The sequence below is a fragment of the Burkholderia sp. Bp8998 genome (assembly GCF_003854235.1).
Lineage (GTDB): Bacteria > Pseudomonadota > Gammaproteobacteria > Burkholderiales > Burkholderiaceae > Burkholderia.
The window spans coordinates 272,437-287,865 of sequence record NZ_QTQF01000003.1 but is presented as its reverse complement, the minus strand read 5'-3'; the positions used below and the strand labels follow the sequence as shown (position 1 = coordinate 287,865).

Below are 15,429 nucleotides of genomic sequence, written 5' to 3'. Positions count from 1 at the left end.
GTTAATTTTTAAAGAGCATTTCTGCGAGAAACCCGAAGTTTCTCAGCAGCGCTGCGTTTTCAGCAGCAGAGAAGCGAAATTATGAACCGTCTTTTTCAGTTCGTCAACAACTTTTTTAACGACTTCGTTGCGACGACTGGGGTTCAACCTCGTGTGCGCCGGGGCTCTACAACCAGCCCTCGACCGCACCGCTTCCCTTCTTCCTCCGCGCCGCGTTTCCGTTAGCGCGAAAGAGGCGTGATTCTAAGCAGCTCCCGGCCATCGCGCAAGGGGTTTTCGAAAAAATTCAGGGCCCCGCACGCTGCCTCGTGCGGGGCCCTGAACAGAGGCAGTCGAATCGTCAGGCTACACGCACCTGGCGCGCGACGATCTCCATATAGTGATCGAGGTCCGGCGTCGTCTTGCCTGCTTCCTTCGCCGTATCGTCCCAGCGGCGCAGGCGCAGCGCGTCTGCCGCGAACGGGCGCTGCAGGAACACCGCCATCTCCTCTTCACTGAATACGCCGCCCTGCAGCGCAAGGCTGCGCACCGAGTCCGGCGACAGGCTCTCGAAGTAGCCGGCATCCGTCCGGCACAGGCAGCGCTTCGCGTCGACGTGCAGCCGGATCGGCTCCAGCACCGCGTCGTCGAACAGCGGGCGCAGGAACGGCAGTACGTAGTACTGGTGCAGATCGTCGATCCCACGCGCACTCGGTGTCTCGCCCTGCCGATTCAGCAAATGCCCGAGGTCGTGCAGGAACGCGGCCGCGACCAGCACCTCGCCGGCGCCCGCCTCCTCAGCCAGCAAGCCGCTCTGCAACGCATGCTCCAGCTGCGTGACCGGTTCGCCGCTATAGGCAACATGGCCGTGCTCGCGATACAGACCGTGAATCTCTTCCAACGTCAGTGCCATCCGCTCACTCCCAGGGCAGCGAAAACGTCTTCAGGTTCGTGAAGCTCTTCATCGCTTCCTGAACGCCTTCCTTATAGCCAAGCCCCGAATCCTTGATCCCGCCGAACGGCGACAGCTCGATCCGGTATCCGGGTACTTCCCAGACATTCACCGTCCCGACGTTCAGCTCGTTCACGAACCGCACGACCGCGGCCGTGCTGTCCGTACAGATACCCGACGACAACCCGAATGCCGTGCCGTTGCTGATCCGGATCGCGTCGTCGATCGTGTCGAACACGATGACGGGCGAGACAGGGCCGAAGGTCTCCTCGCGCACGATCGTCATCGACGGATCGACGTTGTCGAGCACGGTCGGCGAATAGAGCGCGCCGCGCCGCACGTTGCCGGTCAGCAGACGTGCCCCCTGCTCGACCGCCTCGCCCACCCGCGCCTCGAACAGCCGCGCCGCCGCATCGTCGATCACCGTGCCCATTTCGTTCGCCGGATCGAACGGATCGCCGTACTTCCATGCACGCGTCTTCTCGACGAGCAACTCGGTGAACGCCGGCGCAATCGAGCGCTGTACCAGGATCCGCTTGACGGCCGTGCAGCGCTGCCCCGAATTCCGGTACGAACCGAGCACGGCCAGCGATGCCGCCCGTTCCAGATCGGCGTCGTCGAGAACGATCATCGGATCGTTGCCGCCCAGTTCCAGCACGATCCGCCGGTAGCCCGCCCGCGCGGCGATCGCCTTGCCGATCGACACGCCGCCCGTAAAGGTGATCAGCGATGCATGCGGATGCGTGACGAGTTCGTCCGCGATTTCGCGCGGGTCGCCGGTCAGCACCTGCAGCATCGGCTCGGGCAAGCCGGCCTCGTAGAGCAGGTCAGCCAGATAGAACGCCGACAACGGCACCTTCTCCGACGGCTTCACGATCACGCGGTTGTTGGTCGCGATCGCCGGCGCGATCTTGTGCGCGACCTGGTTCATCGGGTGATTGAACGGCGTGATCGCGACGATTACGCCGTCGAGCGGCTGGCGCTGCGAGAACACGCGGCGCACCTTGCCGTGGGGCGTCAGGTCGCACGAGAAGCTCTGCGCGTCGTCGCGCAGCGCCTCGACCGACGCGAACTTCAGCACATCGGCAACGCGGCCGATCTCGTAGCGCGAATCCTGTTTCGACAATCCCGATTCGAGCGTGATCAGGTCGGACGCCTCCTCGGTACGCTCACGCAGCAGCACGGCCGTGCGCTCGAGGATCTGCGAACGCTCGTAACGCGTGAGCGCCGGCCGGTAGGCCATCGCATAGTCGAACGCGGCGCGCACGTCGTCGACGCTCGCCAGCGGCGCCGTGCCGACACGCGTGCCGGTGTACGGATCGGTGACGTCGAACACACGGTCGCGCGTCGCACACGTGCCGCACCAGCGCAGCGCCTCGGCGCGAAACGCGGGGTGATCCTGTCGGGGATGAGCCATCATGTCGCGACCCGATTCAGCACGAAATCGAAAACGTCGAAATTGCGCGGACGACGTGCAGGATCGTCCCGCTCGATCCGACGGTTGAACAGCAACGGCACTTCCTGCTCGGACACGCCGCCGTGCGAACGCAGCGGCACGGTCAGGCCGGACAGGTCGTGTTCGCGCTCGCGCGTTCCGAGCGTCATGTCGCGCCGCGCGATCACGACGAGGTCGCCGATCCGGTCGGCCGGCAGCTCGAAGCGCGCGGCGGCTTCCGCGTTGTCGAGCACGAGCTCGACGCCGTCGAGCCCGCCCACGCGCCACATCGCGTCGGTCCGGTCGACGCCAGGGGCCAGGTAGACGGTCGCGAACGAGCCGAGCGCGCCGTGGTGCACGACGTACGGATCGGTGATCGGCAGGATCACGCGCGCGGCCTGCACACCGAACCAGCCATCGAACGCGTCCTGCAGATAGATCACGTTCGGGCGGCCGGTTGCCGGATCGTGCTTCGCGTTCATCCCGTGGTCGGCCGTGAGCCCGATCGCCCAGCCGAGCGCGTCGAGCTGCGCGAGATAACCGTCCATCATCGCGTAGAACGCGTTCGCGCCGGCACTGCCCGGCTCGCACTTGTGCTGCACGTAGTCGGTGGTCGACAGGTACATCAGGTCGACCTGGCGCGTCTGCGCGAGCCGCACGCCGGCCGCGAACACGAATTCGGACAGCGCCGCGCTGTACACATCGGGAGACGGCAAGCCGACCCAGTCGAGCACGTCGACGATCCCGTTTTCCGCGAGATTCGCCTGCGCGGCCTTCTCGGCCGAAAAGCAGATGCCGTTCATCCGCCAGCCGAGCAGCCGGCGCAGCTTGTCCTTCGCCGTGACGACGGCCACCCGTGCACCGGCGTCGGACGCCGCCGCGAGCAGCGAGCCGGCACGCAGGTAGGCCGGGTCGTTCATCATCACTTCGGCACCGCAACCGCCATCGGCGGCCGGATCCCAGAAGTAGTTGCCGCAGATCCCGTGGACCGACGGCGGCACGCCGCAGACGATCGACAGGTTGTTCGGGTTGGTGAAGGTCGGCACGACGCAGTCGGCGCGCCACGCAGTGCCTTCCGCGATCATCCGCCCGATGAACGGCGCGACACCTGCTTCCACCGCGCGCTCGAGATAGTCGAATTCGCAGCCGTCGACGCAGACGACGACGGTCGGCTCGACCGGCAGCCGGTAATGTCGGCCGTTCACGTCGACCGAACGTCCCGCGAGATCCGTCGATACCTTGCCGGCGGCCGGATGCGCGCCGGGCTGCCGCAATGCGAACGCGGCGTTCATGATGCGGCCCGCTTGCCACGCGGCACCCGCGCGGCGATCAGCAGCAGCGCCGCGAGCGACGCACCAAGCATCAGCAGCGACAGCGCCGATGCGGGCAGGTAGTAGCCGCGCTCCACCTGGCCGATCACCACGATCGGCACGGTCGCGAAACCCGGCGGGTAGACGGTGAGCGTCGCGCCGAGTTCGCCGAGCGACAGCGCGAAGCCGAGCGCGAGGCTCGCGCGCAGCGCCGGCACGAGCTGCGGCAGCAGCACGCGGCGCAGGACCATCGCGGGCGGCGCGCCAAGGCTCGCCGCGGCTTCGCGCAGCACGGTCAGTTCCGGGCGCAGCGCGGCGGCCGCGCAGCGATAGCAGAACGGCAAGATCAGCGCGAGCTGCACGAGCACGACGATCGCCGCGGAGCTCGACAGGTCGAGCGGCTTCTGGTGGTACGCGATCAGCACCGCGAGCCCGAGCACGACGCTCGGCACACCGTTCGGCACCATCACGAGCGCGTCGACGACCGCGCCGAGGCCGCGCCGGTCGCGCACTTCGAGCGCCAGCGCAAGCCACAGCCCGAGGATCGTGCCGACCGCCGACACGCCGAAGCCGATTTCCAGGCTCGTCAGCAGCGCGTCGTATTCCGGCGACCCGAGCCGCTCGAACCAGCGCAGGCTGTAGCCGGCCGGCAGAATCGTGCCCGACCACTGCGTCGACACGCTCGACAGCGCGACAACGATGACGGGTAACACGAACAGCCAGAAGCACGCGAACGCGGCCAGCGCGAGCGCCGCGCGCGACGCATGCTTGAGCACCGTGTCACTCCAGCCGATCTGGTGGCGCGGCACCGCTTGCCCGATACGAAATTCAGCGGACATCGTTTCCTCCCGTCGCACGCCGGTTCACCCGGCGATAAACCGCATACAGCGCCAGCGACAGCGCGAGCATCACGACCGCGCCGGCCGACGCGGTCGGCAGGTCGAGGTCGACCGTCGCGCTGCTGTAGATCGCAACCGGCAGCGTCACGAGCCGCGCGCTGCCGAGCACGAGCAGAATCCCGAATTCGTTCAATGTCAGCAGGAAGCACAGCACGGTGCCGGCGGCGATGCCCGGCCACGCGATCGGCAGCACGACTCGGCGCGCCAGCATCCAGCCGGACGCACCGAGGCTGCGCGCGGCTTCGATCAGCCGCAGGTCGAGCGTCGCGAACGACGCGAGCGTCGGCCGCACGACGAACGGCGTATAGAACACGGTCTGCGCAAGGATCACGCCGCCTATGCCGAACAGGAAGTTCAGCGGCGGCTCCTCGAGATGAAACAGGTGCTGCAGCGCGATGCTGATCGAGCCTTGCGAGCCGTACAGGAAGATCAGCGTGAACGCGACGAGGAACGACGGAAACGCGACGTACAGTTCCAGGAAACGCGTGACGAACGATGCGCCCGGAAACGGCTTGAAGAACAGCAGCGCGGCCAGCAGCACGCCGAGCACCGACGCGGTGCCGGCGCTCGCGAACAGCACGCCGAGTGTGGTCAGCAGCACGCTGCGCGTATCGGGGTTGCCGAAGAACGTGCGGTACGCGGCGAAACTCAGCCCGTGGTCGCCCGACACGCTCAGCAGCACGAGCCGCACCAGCGGATAGACGACGAGCGGGCCCAGCAGGATGATCGCGAGCGCGGCCAGATGCAGGTCGCCCATGCGCTTGCGGCGCCGCGCGGCGGCGGCGTGCGCGGCCGCCGATGCGAGCACGTGCGGCGGCAGGCCGGCTTCAGGGCTCGATAAGGACGACATCGTCTGCCTCGCAATGCAGGGAAACGCGCGCACCGCGCTCGGGAGCCGCGCCGCGGCCGCGTTGCATCGTGACGCGCACGGGCTCGTCGGGGGCTGCATCGATCGTGACCGCGATCGACAGGTCCGCGCCCTGCCATTCGACGGACGACACCGTGCCGTGCAGCCCGCCCGCGGCCAGCGGCATCAGGGTCAGGCGCTCGGGGCGCACACAGGCCACCTTGCCGCGCACTTCGTGGCGCGGATCGCCGAGCGGGAAGATCACGTGCGGCGGCAGCAGGTTCGCCGGGCCGAGATAGCGTGCGACGTAGCCGTCCCGCGGCGCGTCGTACAGCTGCTGCGGCGTACCGAGCTGCGCAATGTGGCCGTCGCGCATCAGCAGCGCGCGATCGGACAGCACGAGTGCGTCGTCGCGGTCGTGCGTCACGCAGACGACGGTCAGGTTCGGCAGGCGCTCGTGCAGCGCCTTCAATTCGCTGCGCACCGAGGCACGCAGGTTGGCATCGAGCGCCGACAGCGGCTCGTCGAGCAGCAGCACGTCCGGCTCGATCACGAGCGCGCGCGCCAGCGCGACGCGCTGCTGCATCCCGCCCGACAGCTGCGCGGGCAGGTGGTGGCCTGCGTCGCCGAGCTGCACGAGCTTCAGCGCGTCGGCAACGCGGCGCGTCACTTCCGACGACGCCATGCCGCGCGCGCGCAGCCCGAATGCGACGTTCTCGAACACCGACAGGTGCGGGAACAGCGCGTAATTCTGGAACAGCAGACCGAGATTGCGCTTGTGCGGCGGCGCGTAGGTCAGGTCGCGTCCGGCAACGGTCAGCGTGCCGGTCAGGCCATCGGCCTTCACGAACCCGGCGATGAAGCGCAGCAGCGTGGTCTTGCCGCAACCGCTCTTGCCGAGCACGGTCAGAAATTCACCGGCGCCGATCGACAGCGACAGATCTTCCAGCACCGTGCGTGCGCCGTAGCGCACGCTCAGGTGTTCGATCTGCACGCCGCCCGGCGCGCCGGACCGCAGCGTCGCTTGCGGTTCGGCGGCGCCGAATGCGCCGGGATGGGTCAGGGTGGTTTCCACCGGGTTCATCCTCTTGCTCACTAATACAGGCGGCGTGCGCCGATCACTTCGGCTTGACGACGTCGACCTGCTTGCCGGAGCTGCCGATCACGTCCTTCTTCCAGCGCTCGATCCACACCGGCTTCTTCGCCATGACCTGGGTCCAGTCGACCGGGATCAGCTTCACGCCGGCGATCGCCTTCTTCACCGCTTCGCCGTTCTTGCCGGCCAGCGGCACGTCCGTGCGGCCCGGGATGCCGTACATGTCCGGCACCTTCGACTGCACGTCCGTCGACATCAGGTAGTCGATCAGCTTCTTGCCGGCGTCCTGGTTCGGGCCGCTCTTGATCAGGCCGATGCCGTACGGGAGCTGGAACGTGGTCGGCTGGTCGCCTTCCTTCGCGGCCAGGAAGATCGGCTTGACGGACAGCGCGCCGTGTTCGGCATCGTCGAGGTCCATCTGCAGGTCGCCGTTCGCGACGCTGATTTCGTTACGCGACAGCAGCACGTTCAGGTAGCCCGTGCCCTTCGTGTGGAACTTCACGCTCTGCGACAGCTTCGCGAGGTAGTCGAACGCCTTGTCCTCGCCCATCAGCGACGTCGTCAGGATCAGCACGGCCATCCCGTCGCCGGCGGTGGCCGGGTTCGAGTACGCGACCTTGCCGGCGTAGGTCGGCGCGAGCAGATCGGCGAACGTCTTCGGCTGGTTCTTCACGACGTCCGGGTTGATCGCGAACGAGAAGTAGTTGTTCACGAACGTCGCCCACGTGCCGTCTTCAGCCTTCGCGATAGCCGGTACGTTCTTGTAGTTCACGCTCTGGTACGGCTGCAGCAGGCCCATCTGGCCGGCTTGCTGAATGAACGGCGGCAGCGTGACGATCACGTCGGCCTTCGGGGAATTCTTCTCGATGTTCGCGCGGTTGACGACTTCACCGCTGCCCGCCGTCACGATGTTGACCTTGACGCCTTCCTTCTTCTCGAAAGCCGGCAGCACATCGCGATAGAGGTTCTCGAGACCGTCTGCCGTATACAGCACGACCGCGCTCGCCGCATGGGCGGGCAGCGCGGCGCCCATCAGACCGGCGACGCTGGCGGCCAGCGCAAGCTTGCGGAACGCACCGGCAGCGGTGCGCGAGGGTTTCTGCAGTGTCATCTGACTTCTCCGTAGGCGGAACACCAAATGGCCGGGGCACGATCCGGCTCTCCTGTTATCTCCGGGCAAGGCCGATCGACGGCCCGCCTCGCTACCGCGCCGAGGTTAGGTTTCGCGCGGCAAGCGAAGGATCACAGCGTTCGGTGACAAACCCGTGACGAATGCGGCAATTTCCAAAAAATGACACATTTTGCCAATATCATGCAAGTCATTCAGAAATGCTTTCCGGCGTTTCTTCCGACCTTCGCAGAGGAAAACCATGTCCGATCCGATTCTTCTTACGCCTGGCCCGCTCACCACGTCCGCCACAACACGCCATGCAATGCAACATGACTGGGGCTCGTGGGATGCCGCTTTCAATCAACTGACGGCCAGCGTCTGCGCGGACCTCGTCGCGATCGCGCACGGCGGCGACGAGTACGCATGCGTGCCGATGCAGGGCAGCGGCACGTTCTCGGTCGAAGCGGCGCTCGGCACGCTGGTGCCGCGTGACGGTGTCGTGCTGGTGCCCGACAACGGCGCGTACTGCGCGCGCATCCTGAAGATCCTCGGCCGGCTCGGTGTCGAAGCAATCGCGTTGCCGTTCGGCGAAGACGCGGCCGTCGATCCGACCGCGATCGAAGCCGCGTTCGTGCGCGAGCCGCGCATTACACATGTCGCGCAGGTGCACCTGGAGACGAGCGCCGGCATCCTGAACCCGCTCGACGACATCACCGCCGTGTGCCGACGCCACGGCAAGCGGCTGATCGTCGACGCGATGAGCTCGTTCGGCGCGCTGCCGATCACACTGGCCGGCAGCGGCATCGATGCGCTGATCTCGGCGAGCGGCAAATGCCTGGAAGGCGTGCCGGGGATGGGATTCGCGATCGTGCGGCGCGACGCGCTCGACGCGAGCGAAGGCAACTCGCCGTCGCTCGCGCTCGACCTGCACGATCAGGACGCGTACCTGCGCAAGACGGGCCAGTGGCGCTTCACGCCGCCGACACACGTGATCGCCGCGCTGCGCGCCGCGCTCGACCAGTATCTCGCCGAAGGCGGCCAGCCGGCGCGCGGCGCGCGCTATGTGGATAACTGCCGGACGCTGGTCGAATCGATGCACGCGCTCGGCTTCACGCCGTTCCTCGACGCCGGCGTGCAGGCGCCCGTGATCGTCACGTTCCATGCGCCCGACCATCCGGCCTACGATTTCCGCCGCTTCTACGACGCGGTGCGCGACGCGGGCTTCATCCTGTATCCGGGCAAGCTGACGCGACTCGAGACGTTCCGCGTCGGCTGCATCGGCGCGATCGACTCGAACGATATCCGTCGCGCGGTCGCGGCCATTGCGCAGGCGGTCGAATCGCTCGGCATCGCAGTGCAGCGCGCGTAAGCGCCGTACCGCGCCAGCCGGCAGATCCACAGGCGCGCGCACGCAAAAAAGCCCGGCGGCCTTGCGGCTGCCGGGCTAATGCACAGGATCTGCGTGGAGCCGGTGCTTACAGCTCGATCCGCTTGATGTCGCCGACGACGAAGATGTACGACGCCGCGCCGACCAGCGCGATCACGCCGATGAACACGAGCGCGCCGACGAACGACCCGGTCGATGCGACGATGAAGCCGACGACCAGCGGCGTGACGATCCCCGCGAGGTTCGCCGCGAAGTTGAAGATGCCGCCCGTCACGCCGAGCAGGCCGTCCGGCGCGATGTCGGACACGAGCGTCCAGCCGAGCGCGGCCATCCCCTGCGCGAAGAATGCGACCGACATGATCGCGATCACGGCCTCGTTGCTCTGCACGTAGTTCGCGAGAATGATCGTCGATGCGAGCAGCAGGCCCGCGATGATCGGCAGCTTGCGCGCGAGGTTCGCGGACTTGCCGCGACGCAGCAGCCAGTCGGAGAAGATCCCGCCGAACATCACGCCGACCGACGCGGCGATGAACGGCATCACCGCGAAGAAGCCGATCTTCAGCCAGCCCATGTGGCGCTCGGTCGCGAGATAGGTCGGGAACCAGGTCAGGAAGAACACGAGCGTCGAGTTGCCGGCGAACTGGCCGAGGCAGATACCCGCGAGCTGGCGCTTCTTCAGCAGCCGGCCGGCCATCGACCAGCTGAACTTCGCCTGCGCGGGCTTGCCGCCCTTGTCACCATCCTTGCGCGCACCGTGCACGAGACCGCCGCCCGCCTCGATGTACGCGAGTTCTGCGGAGTTCGCTGCCGGATGGTTGCGCGGCTCGTAATAGAACTTCCACCAGACGAAGCCGAATACGATGCCGACCGCGCCGACCACCCAGAACAGCGAGCGCCAGCCGAATGCCCCCATCAGCGCGAACAGCACGGGGCTGAAGAATGCCAGACCGATGTACTCGCCGACGGTATAGGTGCCGGTCGCCATCGCGCGCTCGTTTTGCGGGAACCACGTCGCGACGACGCGACTGTTGGTCGGGAAGCACGGCGCCTCCGCGACGCCGAGACCGAGCCGGCACGCGAGCAGCGTCCCGACGCCGGGCACGAAGCCCTGCAGCAACGTACACAGCGACCACAGCGTCATCGACCAGTAATAGGTGACCTTGCTGCCGAAGCGATCGAGAAAGAGGCCGCCGGGCACCTGCGAGGCAACGTACGTCCACGAAAACGCGGAGAACATGATGCCCATCACGGCCGCGTTGATGCCAAGCTCCTTGGTGAGCTGCGGCGCAGCCACCCCCAGCACGGTACGGTCGAGATAGTTGATCATCGTGCCGATCGCGAGCAGCGCGAGAATCTTGTAGCGCGCCGATGTCCGCCGGACCGTGCCGGCCGCCTGCGCGGGCGCGGCGTTGGTGTGGGTGGTGTGCTGCATGGTTGTCTCCTGGTCTCTTTTTCCGGCTAGTAGGTAGAAAGGTCAGCGCGCGACGAGCGACTGAAAGTGCTCGAACATTCGCTCGTCGTCCGGCGTGCGGCCGGTGAAGATCTCGAACGCATCGACGGCCTGGTACACGGCCATCCCGCCGCCCGGCAGCGTCGCGCAGCCGGCCACGCGCGCCGCGCGGAGCAGTTCGGTTTCGAGCGGGAAATACACGATGTCGGCCACCCACATCCCTGCATGGAGCAGTTCGGCCGGCAGCGGCAGGCCCGGATGCTTGGCCATGCCGGTCGGCGTGGCATGGATCAGGCCCGTCGCGGCGTGCATCGCGGACGCAAGATCGCTGCCCGGCGTGACCCGCGCGGCCGGGAAGCGCTGCTGCAGATCGTCTGCGAGCGCGGCGGCACGCGTGCCGTCGACGTCGAAGATCGTCAGTTCGGCGGCGCCCATCTGCAGCGCGGCATGCGCGACGGCCGCACCCGCGCCGCCCGCGCCGAGCTGGACGACACGCTCGAGCGACGCGTCGGGCAGCCCGCGGCGGAACGATTTCGCGAAACCCGACCAGTCGGTGTTGTGGCCGATCCGCTTGCCGTCCTTGAACAGCACGGTATTCACCGCGCCGAGTGCGCGCGCGTCGTCCGACAGCGCATCCAGGTACTCGATCACGCGCTGCTTGCACGGATGCGTGATGTTGAGCCCGTTGTAGCCCATCCGCTGCGCGGCATCGAGCAGTTGCGGCAGTGCATCGACGGTCAGGCCGAGCGCGTCGAGATCGATGCGCCGGTACACGTAGCCGAATCCCTGGCGGAACCCTTCTTCCTCATGCATCGCGGGCGACAGCGAACCGCCGATGCCCTGGCCGATCAGGCCGATCAGAAAAGACGGGCGGCTCATCGTGCGGCTGCCTGGGCAAAAAGGGTCGACAGGCGCTGCAGCGCGAATACGTAGCCTTCGGTGCCGCAGCCGCAGATCACGGCTTCGGCCACCGCCGACACGTACGAGTGATGACGGAATGCCTCGCGGCGATGTACGTTGGAGATATGCACCTCGATCACGGGTTTTGCGATCGCGGACAACGCATCGGCCAGCGCGACCGACGTGTGCGTATAGGCAGCCGGGTTGATCACGATGCCGTGCGTGTCGTGACGTGCGGCATGAAGCCAGTCGATCAGCTGGTGTTCGGCGTTCGACTGGCGGAAGTCGATCTCCAGCCCGAGCCCGTCGGCCGCCGTGCGGCAACGCTGCTCGAGGTCGGCGAGGGTCTCCGCGCCGTAGATGTGGGGCTCGCGGGTCCCCAGCAGATTCAGGTTCGGGCCGTTCAGCACCAGTACCTTGTGCTTGCTCATGTCGGTTTTGCTCCAGAAACGGGGGCGAATCGCTAGCCGACTTCGCCCCCTGACGTCAAGAATTGGCGCTAGTGTGCGCTTGCGCAAGCGCAATGTCTTTTCGGGTTTTCGCTAATTTGTACCATCTAGTTAGTTTGTATAATTCGTCTCACTTCCCTAGTAAATTCGGGATATGGCGTTCGTCGTGAATTCAACGACTGGTTCATTCGAACCCGATTCGGTCGACGCCACACCCCGCTCATCCGCAGGATTCGCCCATGCAGCGCTCGATCGCCACCGTGTCACTGTCCGGCACCCTCGCCGAGAAGCTCACCGCCATCCAGGCCGCCGGCTTCGACGGTGTCGAAATCTTCGAGAACGACCTCGTCTACTTCGACGGATCGCCCGCCGACGTGCGGCGCATGGCCGCCGATCTCGGCCTCGACATCGTGCTGTTCCAGCCGTTTCGCGACTTCGAGGGCGTGAGCCCGGCCCAGCTCGCCCGCAATCTCGACCGCATCCGCCGCAAGTTCGACGTGATGCACGCGCTCGGCACCGACCACATCCTGGTGTGCAGCAACGTGTCGCCCGACACGATCGCGGACGACGCGCTGCTGGTCGACCAGCTCGGCGCGCTCGCCGAAGCCGCGCGGCAGGCCGGCGTGGTCGCCGCGTACGAGGCGCTCGCGTGGGGCCGTGTCGTGAACCGGTACAGCCACGCGTGGCAGCTCGTGAACGCGGTGAACAGCCCGCATCTCGGCCTCGCGCTCGACAGCTTCCATACGCTGTCGCTCGACGATTCGCCGGACGCCATCGCGGACATCCCGGGCGACCGGATCGCATTCGTGCAGATCGCCGATGCGCCGAAGCTCGTGATGGACGTGCTCGAATGGAGCCGCCACTACCGTTCGTTCCCCGGCCAGGGCGACTTCGACCTCGCGCGCTTCACGGCGCGCGTGATCGAGTCCGGTTATACGGGGCCGCTGTCGCTCGAGATCTTCAACGACGGCTTCCGCGCCGCGCCGACCGCGATCACGGCCGCCGACGGCCACCGCTCGCTGCTCTATCTCGAAGAACTGACGCGCGCGCGGCTCGCGCAGGACGGCCATATGCCGGCCGCCGGCCAGCCGCTGTTCGCGCCGCCGGCGCCGCCCGCACACGTCGGGTTCCAGTTCATCGAATTCGCAGTCGACGCGCAGGCGGCGGCCACCGTCGGCGAATGGCTCGGCCGCATGCAGTTCCGGCTCGCGGGCCGCCACCGGTCGAAGGACGTGACGCTGTTCCAGCACGGCGCCGCGTCGATCGTGCTGAACGCCGAGCGCGACTCGTTCGCCGACGCGTTCTTCCAGCAGCACGGGTTGTCGCTGTGTGCGTCGGCGTTCCGCGTCGACGATGCGAAAGTGGCATTCGAACGCGCGGCCGGCTTCGGCTACGCGCCGTTTTCCGGGCGCGTCGGCCCGAAAGAGCGCGTGCTGCCGAGCGTGCAGGCGCCGGACGGCAGCCTCGAATACTTCGTCGACGAGGCGCCGAACGCGCCGACGCTGTACGAATCGGATTTCGTGCTGACCGACATCGACGGCCCGAGCGAGGTCGGCCCGCTGACGGGCATCGACCACGTCTGCCTCGCGCTGCCGGCCGACGCGCTCGATACGTGGATCCTGTTCTTCAAGACCGCCTTCGGCTTCGAGGCCGAACGCAGCTGGCTCGTGCCCGATCCGTACGGCCTGATGCGCAGCCGTGCGGTGCGCAGCGCGGACGGTTCGGTGCGGATCGCGCTGAATGCGTCGGTCGACCGCCATACGGCCGTCGCCGAATCGCTCGACCGCTATCACGGCACGGGGCTGAACCACGTCGCGTTCCGGACCGACGACATCGTGAAGACGGTCGCCGCGTTCGCGGCCGACGGCGTGCCGTTCCTGCGGATCCCGCCGAACTACTACGATGATCTCGCCGCGCGCTACGCGCTGCCGGACGCGCTGATCGACACGCTCAGCGCGCACCACCTGCTGTACGACCGCGACGAAAACGGCGGCGAATTCCTGCACGCGTATACAGAACTGGTCGACAACCGCTTCTCGCTCGAGATCGTCGAGCGGCGCGGCGGCTACGACGGCTACGGCGCGACCAACGCGGCCGTGCGGCTCGCGGCGCAGGCCCAGCGCAGGAAATAAGGGCAACGGCATTCCATTTCGGGGTCGGATTGAATGGGGAAACCGCACCGACCCCACGGCGCCCGCCGCGCGGACGCACCATCATGGCGAATGTCGCGGGGCGCCCCGTCCGGCAAGGCTGACCGCTCGCGACCCGAAACGGCCGCCCGGCGGGGGTTACATTCGGTAATGCTTGCCGCACCGCACCATCCGCGCAGCCCCCGTAGTTTTAAGAATCGCTTAAGTCTTCGACGGCACCATCCGCAACCAGTAACCGATGGATATCCCGAAAAGGAGGACAGCGATGAGCGCCGTAGATGCACCCGCGGGCCGCCCGGCCGCCCCCCCAGTGAAAAAAACGATGCTGCGCCGTTTGCTCAGCCATCATGAAATCGCGACGCTGCTCGTGCTGCTGCACGCACCGATCGGCGCGAATGCCAAACCCGAATTGCCCGCACTGCAGGAAGCCGGCCTCGTCGAGATGGTCAAGCTCGACGCCGACACGGCACCGAGCTTCCGGCTGACCGAAGACGGCACAGCCGTCCTGAAAGGGCTCGGCTACCGCTGAGCCGACGCTTTCCGACTCCCGTCCCGATCCCCCGGATCCGCCGGCCCGGCCGGCGTGTCATGTCACCCTGCCCGGTCCTGCAGCATCAGCCGGTATTCCGTCGGCGTCATGCCGACCGTCGCCTTGAACTGGCGCGTGAACGCGCTGTGATCCGTATAACCGCATAGCGCCGCGACGTCCGTCACCTTGTCGTGCGTGACGAGCAGCGCCGTGGCCGCATCGAGCCGCGTTTTCAGCAGCACCTGGCGCGGCGTCAGGTGAAACACCTTGTGGAAGTAGCGTTCGAGCTGCGCGACCGACATCCCGGCCATCAGCGCGAGCTGCTTCAGGTTCAGCGGCTGCACGTAGTGATCCTGGATGTGCTGCACCACGTCGGCGAGCTTGCTGTAGGCAGGATGCGAACCCTCGTGCGCCTTCAGGTCGCGCGAGATGCCCGCGAGGCCGACCACCTTGCCGGCCGCGTCGCGCAACGGCTCCTTGCAGGTCAGGCACCAGCCCGGCTGGCGGCCCGGATACAGATGCAGCTCGAGCTGGTCCATCAGCTGCTGGCCGGCGGTGATCGTCGCCATGTCCTGCTCGAAATAGGTCCGGCCAAAGCGGCGCGGAAACACTTCGTCGGTCGTCTTGCCAAGCAGGTCCCGCTTGTCCTTGTAGCCGCAGCGCATCGCCAGCGTGCGATTGACAAGCGCGTAGCGGCCGCTCGCATCCTTCACGAAAAACGCGACGTCGGGCAGCGCGTCGAACACCGGCTCGAGCAGGCGGAAGTGCGCGAGCATCGCGCCGAGATCGGCGTTGTCGGGCTGGTAGCGCAACGTATCGGACAGGCTCATGGGCGGTGCGGCAAGGAAGGTCGTCATCCCGGCATCTGCGAAGGGGGTGGCTGATGGCGTCGATTATAGGAGCGCCGTCTCGAACGCGTCGCGGCGATCGCAGGC

14 protein-coding genes are annotated in these 15,429 nt (G+C 66.9%); 3 read left to right on the top strand and 11 right to left on the bottom strand.

Annotation, left to right across the window (positions count from 1 at the left end):
* Positions 1 to 340: 340 nt before the first annotated feature.
* The 7 genes from DIE06_RS06320 to phnS are packed head-to-tail and all read right to left on the bottom strand — an operon-like array spanning position 341 to position 7,629.
* Positions 341 to 892, bottom strand: coding sequence for a phosphonate degradation HD-domain oxygenase (locus DIE06_RS06320; protein ID WP_124660649.1), 552 nt, complete (start codon positions 890 to 892; stop codon positions 341 to 343).
* A 4-nt stretch (positions 893 to 896) separates the two neighbouring features.
* Positions 897 to 2,351, bottom strand: a complete 1,455-nt coding sequence (gene phnY, locus DIE06_RS06315) for a phosphonoacetaldehyde dehydrogenase (protein WP_124660648.1) — start codon at positions 2,349 to 2,351, stop codon at positions 897 to 899.
* Positions 2,348 to 3,658 (bottom strand): phosphonoacetate hydrolase, encoded by a 1,311-nt coding sequence (gene phnA / locus DIE06_RS06310; protein WP_124660647.1) that lies wholly within the window; start codon positions 3,656 to 3,658, stop codon positions 2,348 to 2,350. The genes phnY and phnA overlap by 4 nt, the downstream gene beginning before the upstream one ends.
* Positions 3,655 to 4,515 (bottom strand): 2-aminoethylphosphonate ABC transport system, membrane component PhnV, encoded by an 861-nt coding sequence (phnV, locus tag DIE06_RS06305; protein ID WP_124660646.1) that lies wholly within the window; start codon positions 4,513 to 4,515, stop codon positions 3,655 to 3,657. Before phnV ends, phnA begins: the two co-directional genes overlap by 4 nt.
* Complete coding sequence (locus DIE06_RS06300) at positions 4,505 to 5,425, bottom strand: 2-aminoethylphosphonate ABC transporter permease subunit (protein ID WP_124660645.1); 921 nt, start codon at positions 5,423 to 5,425, stop codon at positions 4,505 to 4,507. The genes phnV and DIE06_RS06300 overlap by 11 nt, the downstream gene beginning before the upstream one ends.
* Positions 5,403 to 6,506, bottom strand: coding sequence for a 2-aminoethylphosphonate ABC transport system ATP-binding subunit PhnT (gene phnT, locus DIE06_RS06295; protein WP_124660644.1), 1,104 nt, complete (start codon positions 6,504 to 6,506; stop codon positions 5,403 to 5,405). The genes DIE06_RS06300 and phnT overlap by 23 nt, the downstream gene beginning before the upstream one ends.
* Positions 6,507 to 6,540: 34 nt before the next feature.
* Positions 6,541 to 7,629 (bottom strand): 2-aminoethylphosphonate ABC transporter substrate-binding protein, encoded by a 1,089-nt coding sequence (gene phnS, locus DIE06_RS06290; RefSeq protein ID WP_124660643.1) that lies wholly within the window; start codon positions 7,627 to 7,629, stop codon positions 6,541 to 6,543.
* Positions 7,630 to 7,888: 259 nt separating this feature from the next.
* Between phnS and DIE06_RS06285 the strand changes: the two genes are divergently transcribed.
* Positions 7,889 to 8,998, top strand: coding sequence for a 2-aminoethylphosphonate--pyruvate transaminase (locus DIE06_RS06285; protein WP_124660642.1), 1,110 nt, complete (start codon positions 7,889 to 7,891; stop codon positions 8,996 to 8,998).
* Between the two features lie 106 nt (positions 8,999 to 9,104).
* On the opposite strand, the gene DIE06_RS06280 is transcribed toward DIE06_RS06285, so the two are convergent.
* The 3 genes from DIE06_RS06280 to aroQ are packed head-to-tail and all read right to left on the bottom strand — an operon-like array spanning position 9,105 to position 11,797.
* Positions 9,105 to 10,448, bottom strand: coding sequence for an MFS transporter (locus DIE06_RS06280; protein ID WP_124660641.1), 1,344 nt, complete (start codon positions 10,446 to 10,448; stop codon positions 9,105 to 9,107).
* Between the two features lie 42 nt (positions 10,449 to 10,490).
* Positions 10,491 to 11,345, bottom strand: coding sequence for a shikimate dehydrogenase (locus DIE06_RS06275; RefSeq protein WP_124660640.1), 855 nt, complete (start codon positions 11,343 to 11,345; stop codon positions 10,491 to 10,493).
* Positions 11,342 to 11,797, bottom strand: a complete 456-nt coding sequence (aroQ, locus tag DIE06_RS06270) for a type II 3-dehydroquinate dehydratase (RefSeq protein WP_124660639.1) — start codon at positions 11,795 to 11,797, stop codon at positions 11,342 to 11,344. The genes DIE06_RS06275 and aroQ overlap by 4 nt, the downstream gene beginning before the upstream one ends.
* A 257-nt stretch (positions 11,798 to 12,054) precedes the next feature.
* On the opposite strand from aroQ, the gene DIE06_RS06265 reads away from it, so the two are divergent.
* On the top strand, positions 12,055 to 13,947 hold the full coding sequence (locus DIE06_RS06265) for a bifunctional sugar phosphate isomerase/epimerase/4-hydroxyphenylpyruvate dioxygenase family protein (RefSeq protein ID WP_124660638.1): 1,893 nt from the start codon (positions 12,055 to 12,057) through the stop codon (positions 13,945 to 13,947).
* A gap of 283 nt (positions 13,948 to 14,230) precedes the next feature.
* A complete protein-coding gene (locus DIE06_RS06260) occupies positions 14,231 to 14,494 on the top strand; it encodes a hypothetical protein (protein ID WP_059467159.1) in 264 nt (87 codons plus the stop codon).
* 62 nt (positions 14,495 to 14,556) lie between these two features.
* Here DIE06_RS06260 and DIE06_RS06255 read toward each other — a convergent pair whose 3' ends face one another.
* Positions 14,557 to 15,351, bottom strand: a complete 795-nt coding sequence (locus tag DIE06_RS06255) for an AraC family transcriptional regulator (RefSeq protein ID WP_124660637.1) — start codon at positions 15,349 to 15,351, stop codon at positions 14,557 to 14,559.
* Positions 15,352 to 15,429: the final 78 nt, after the last annotated feature.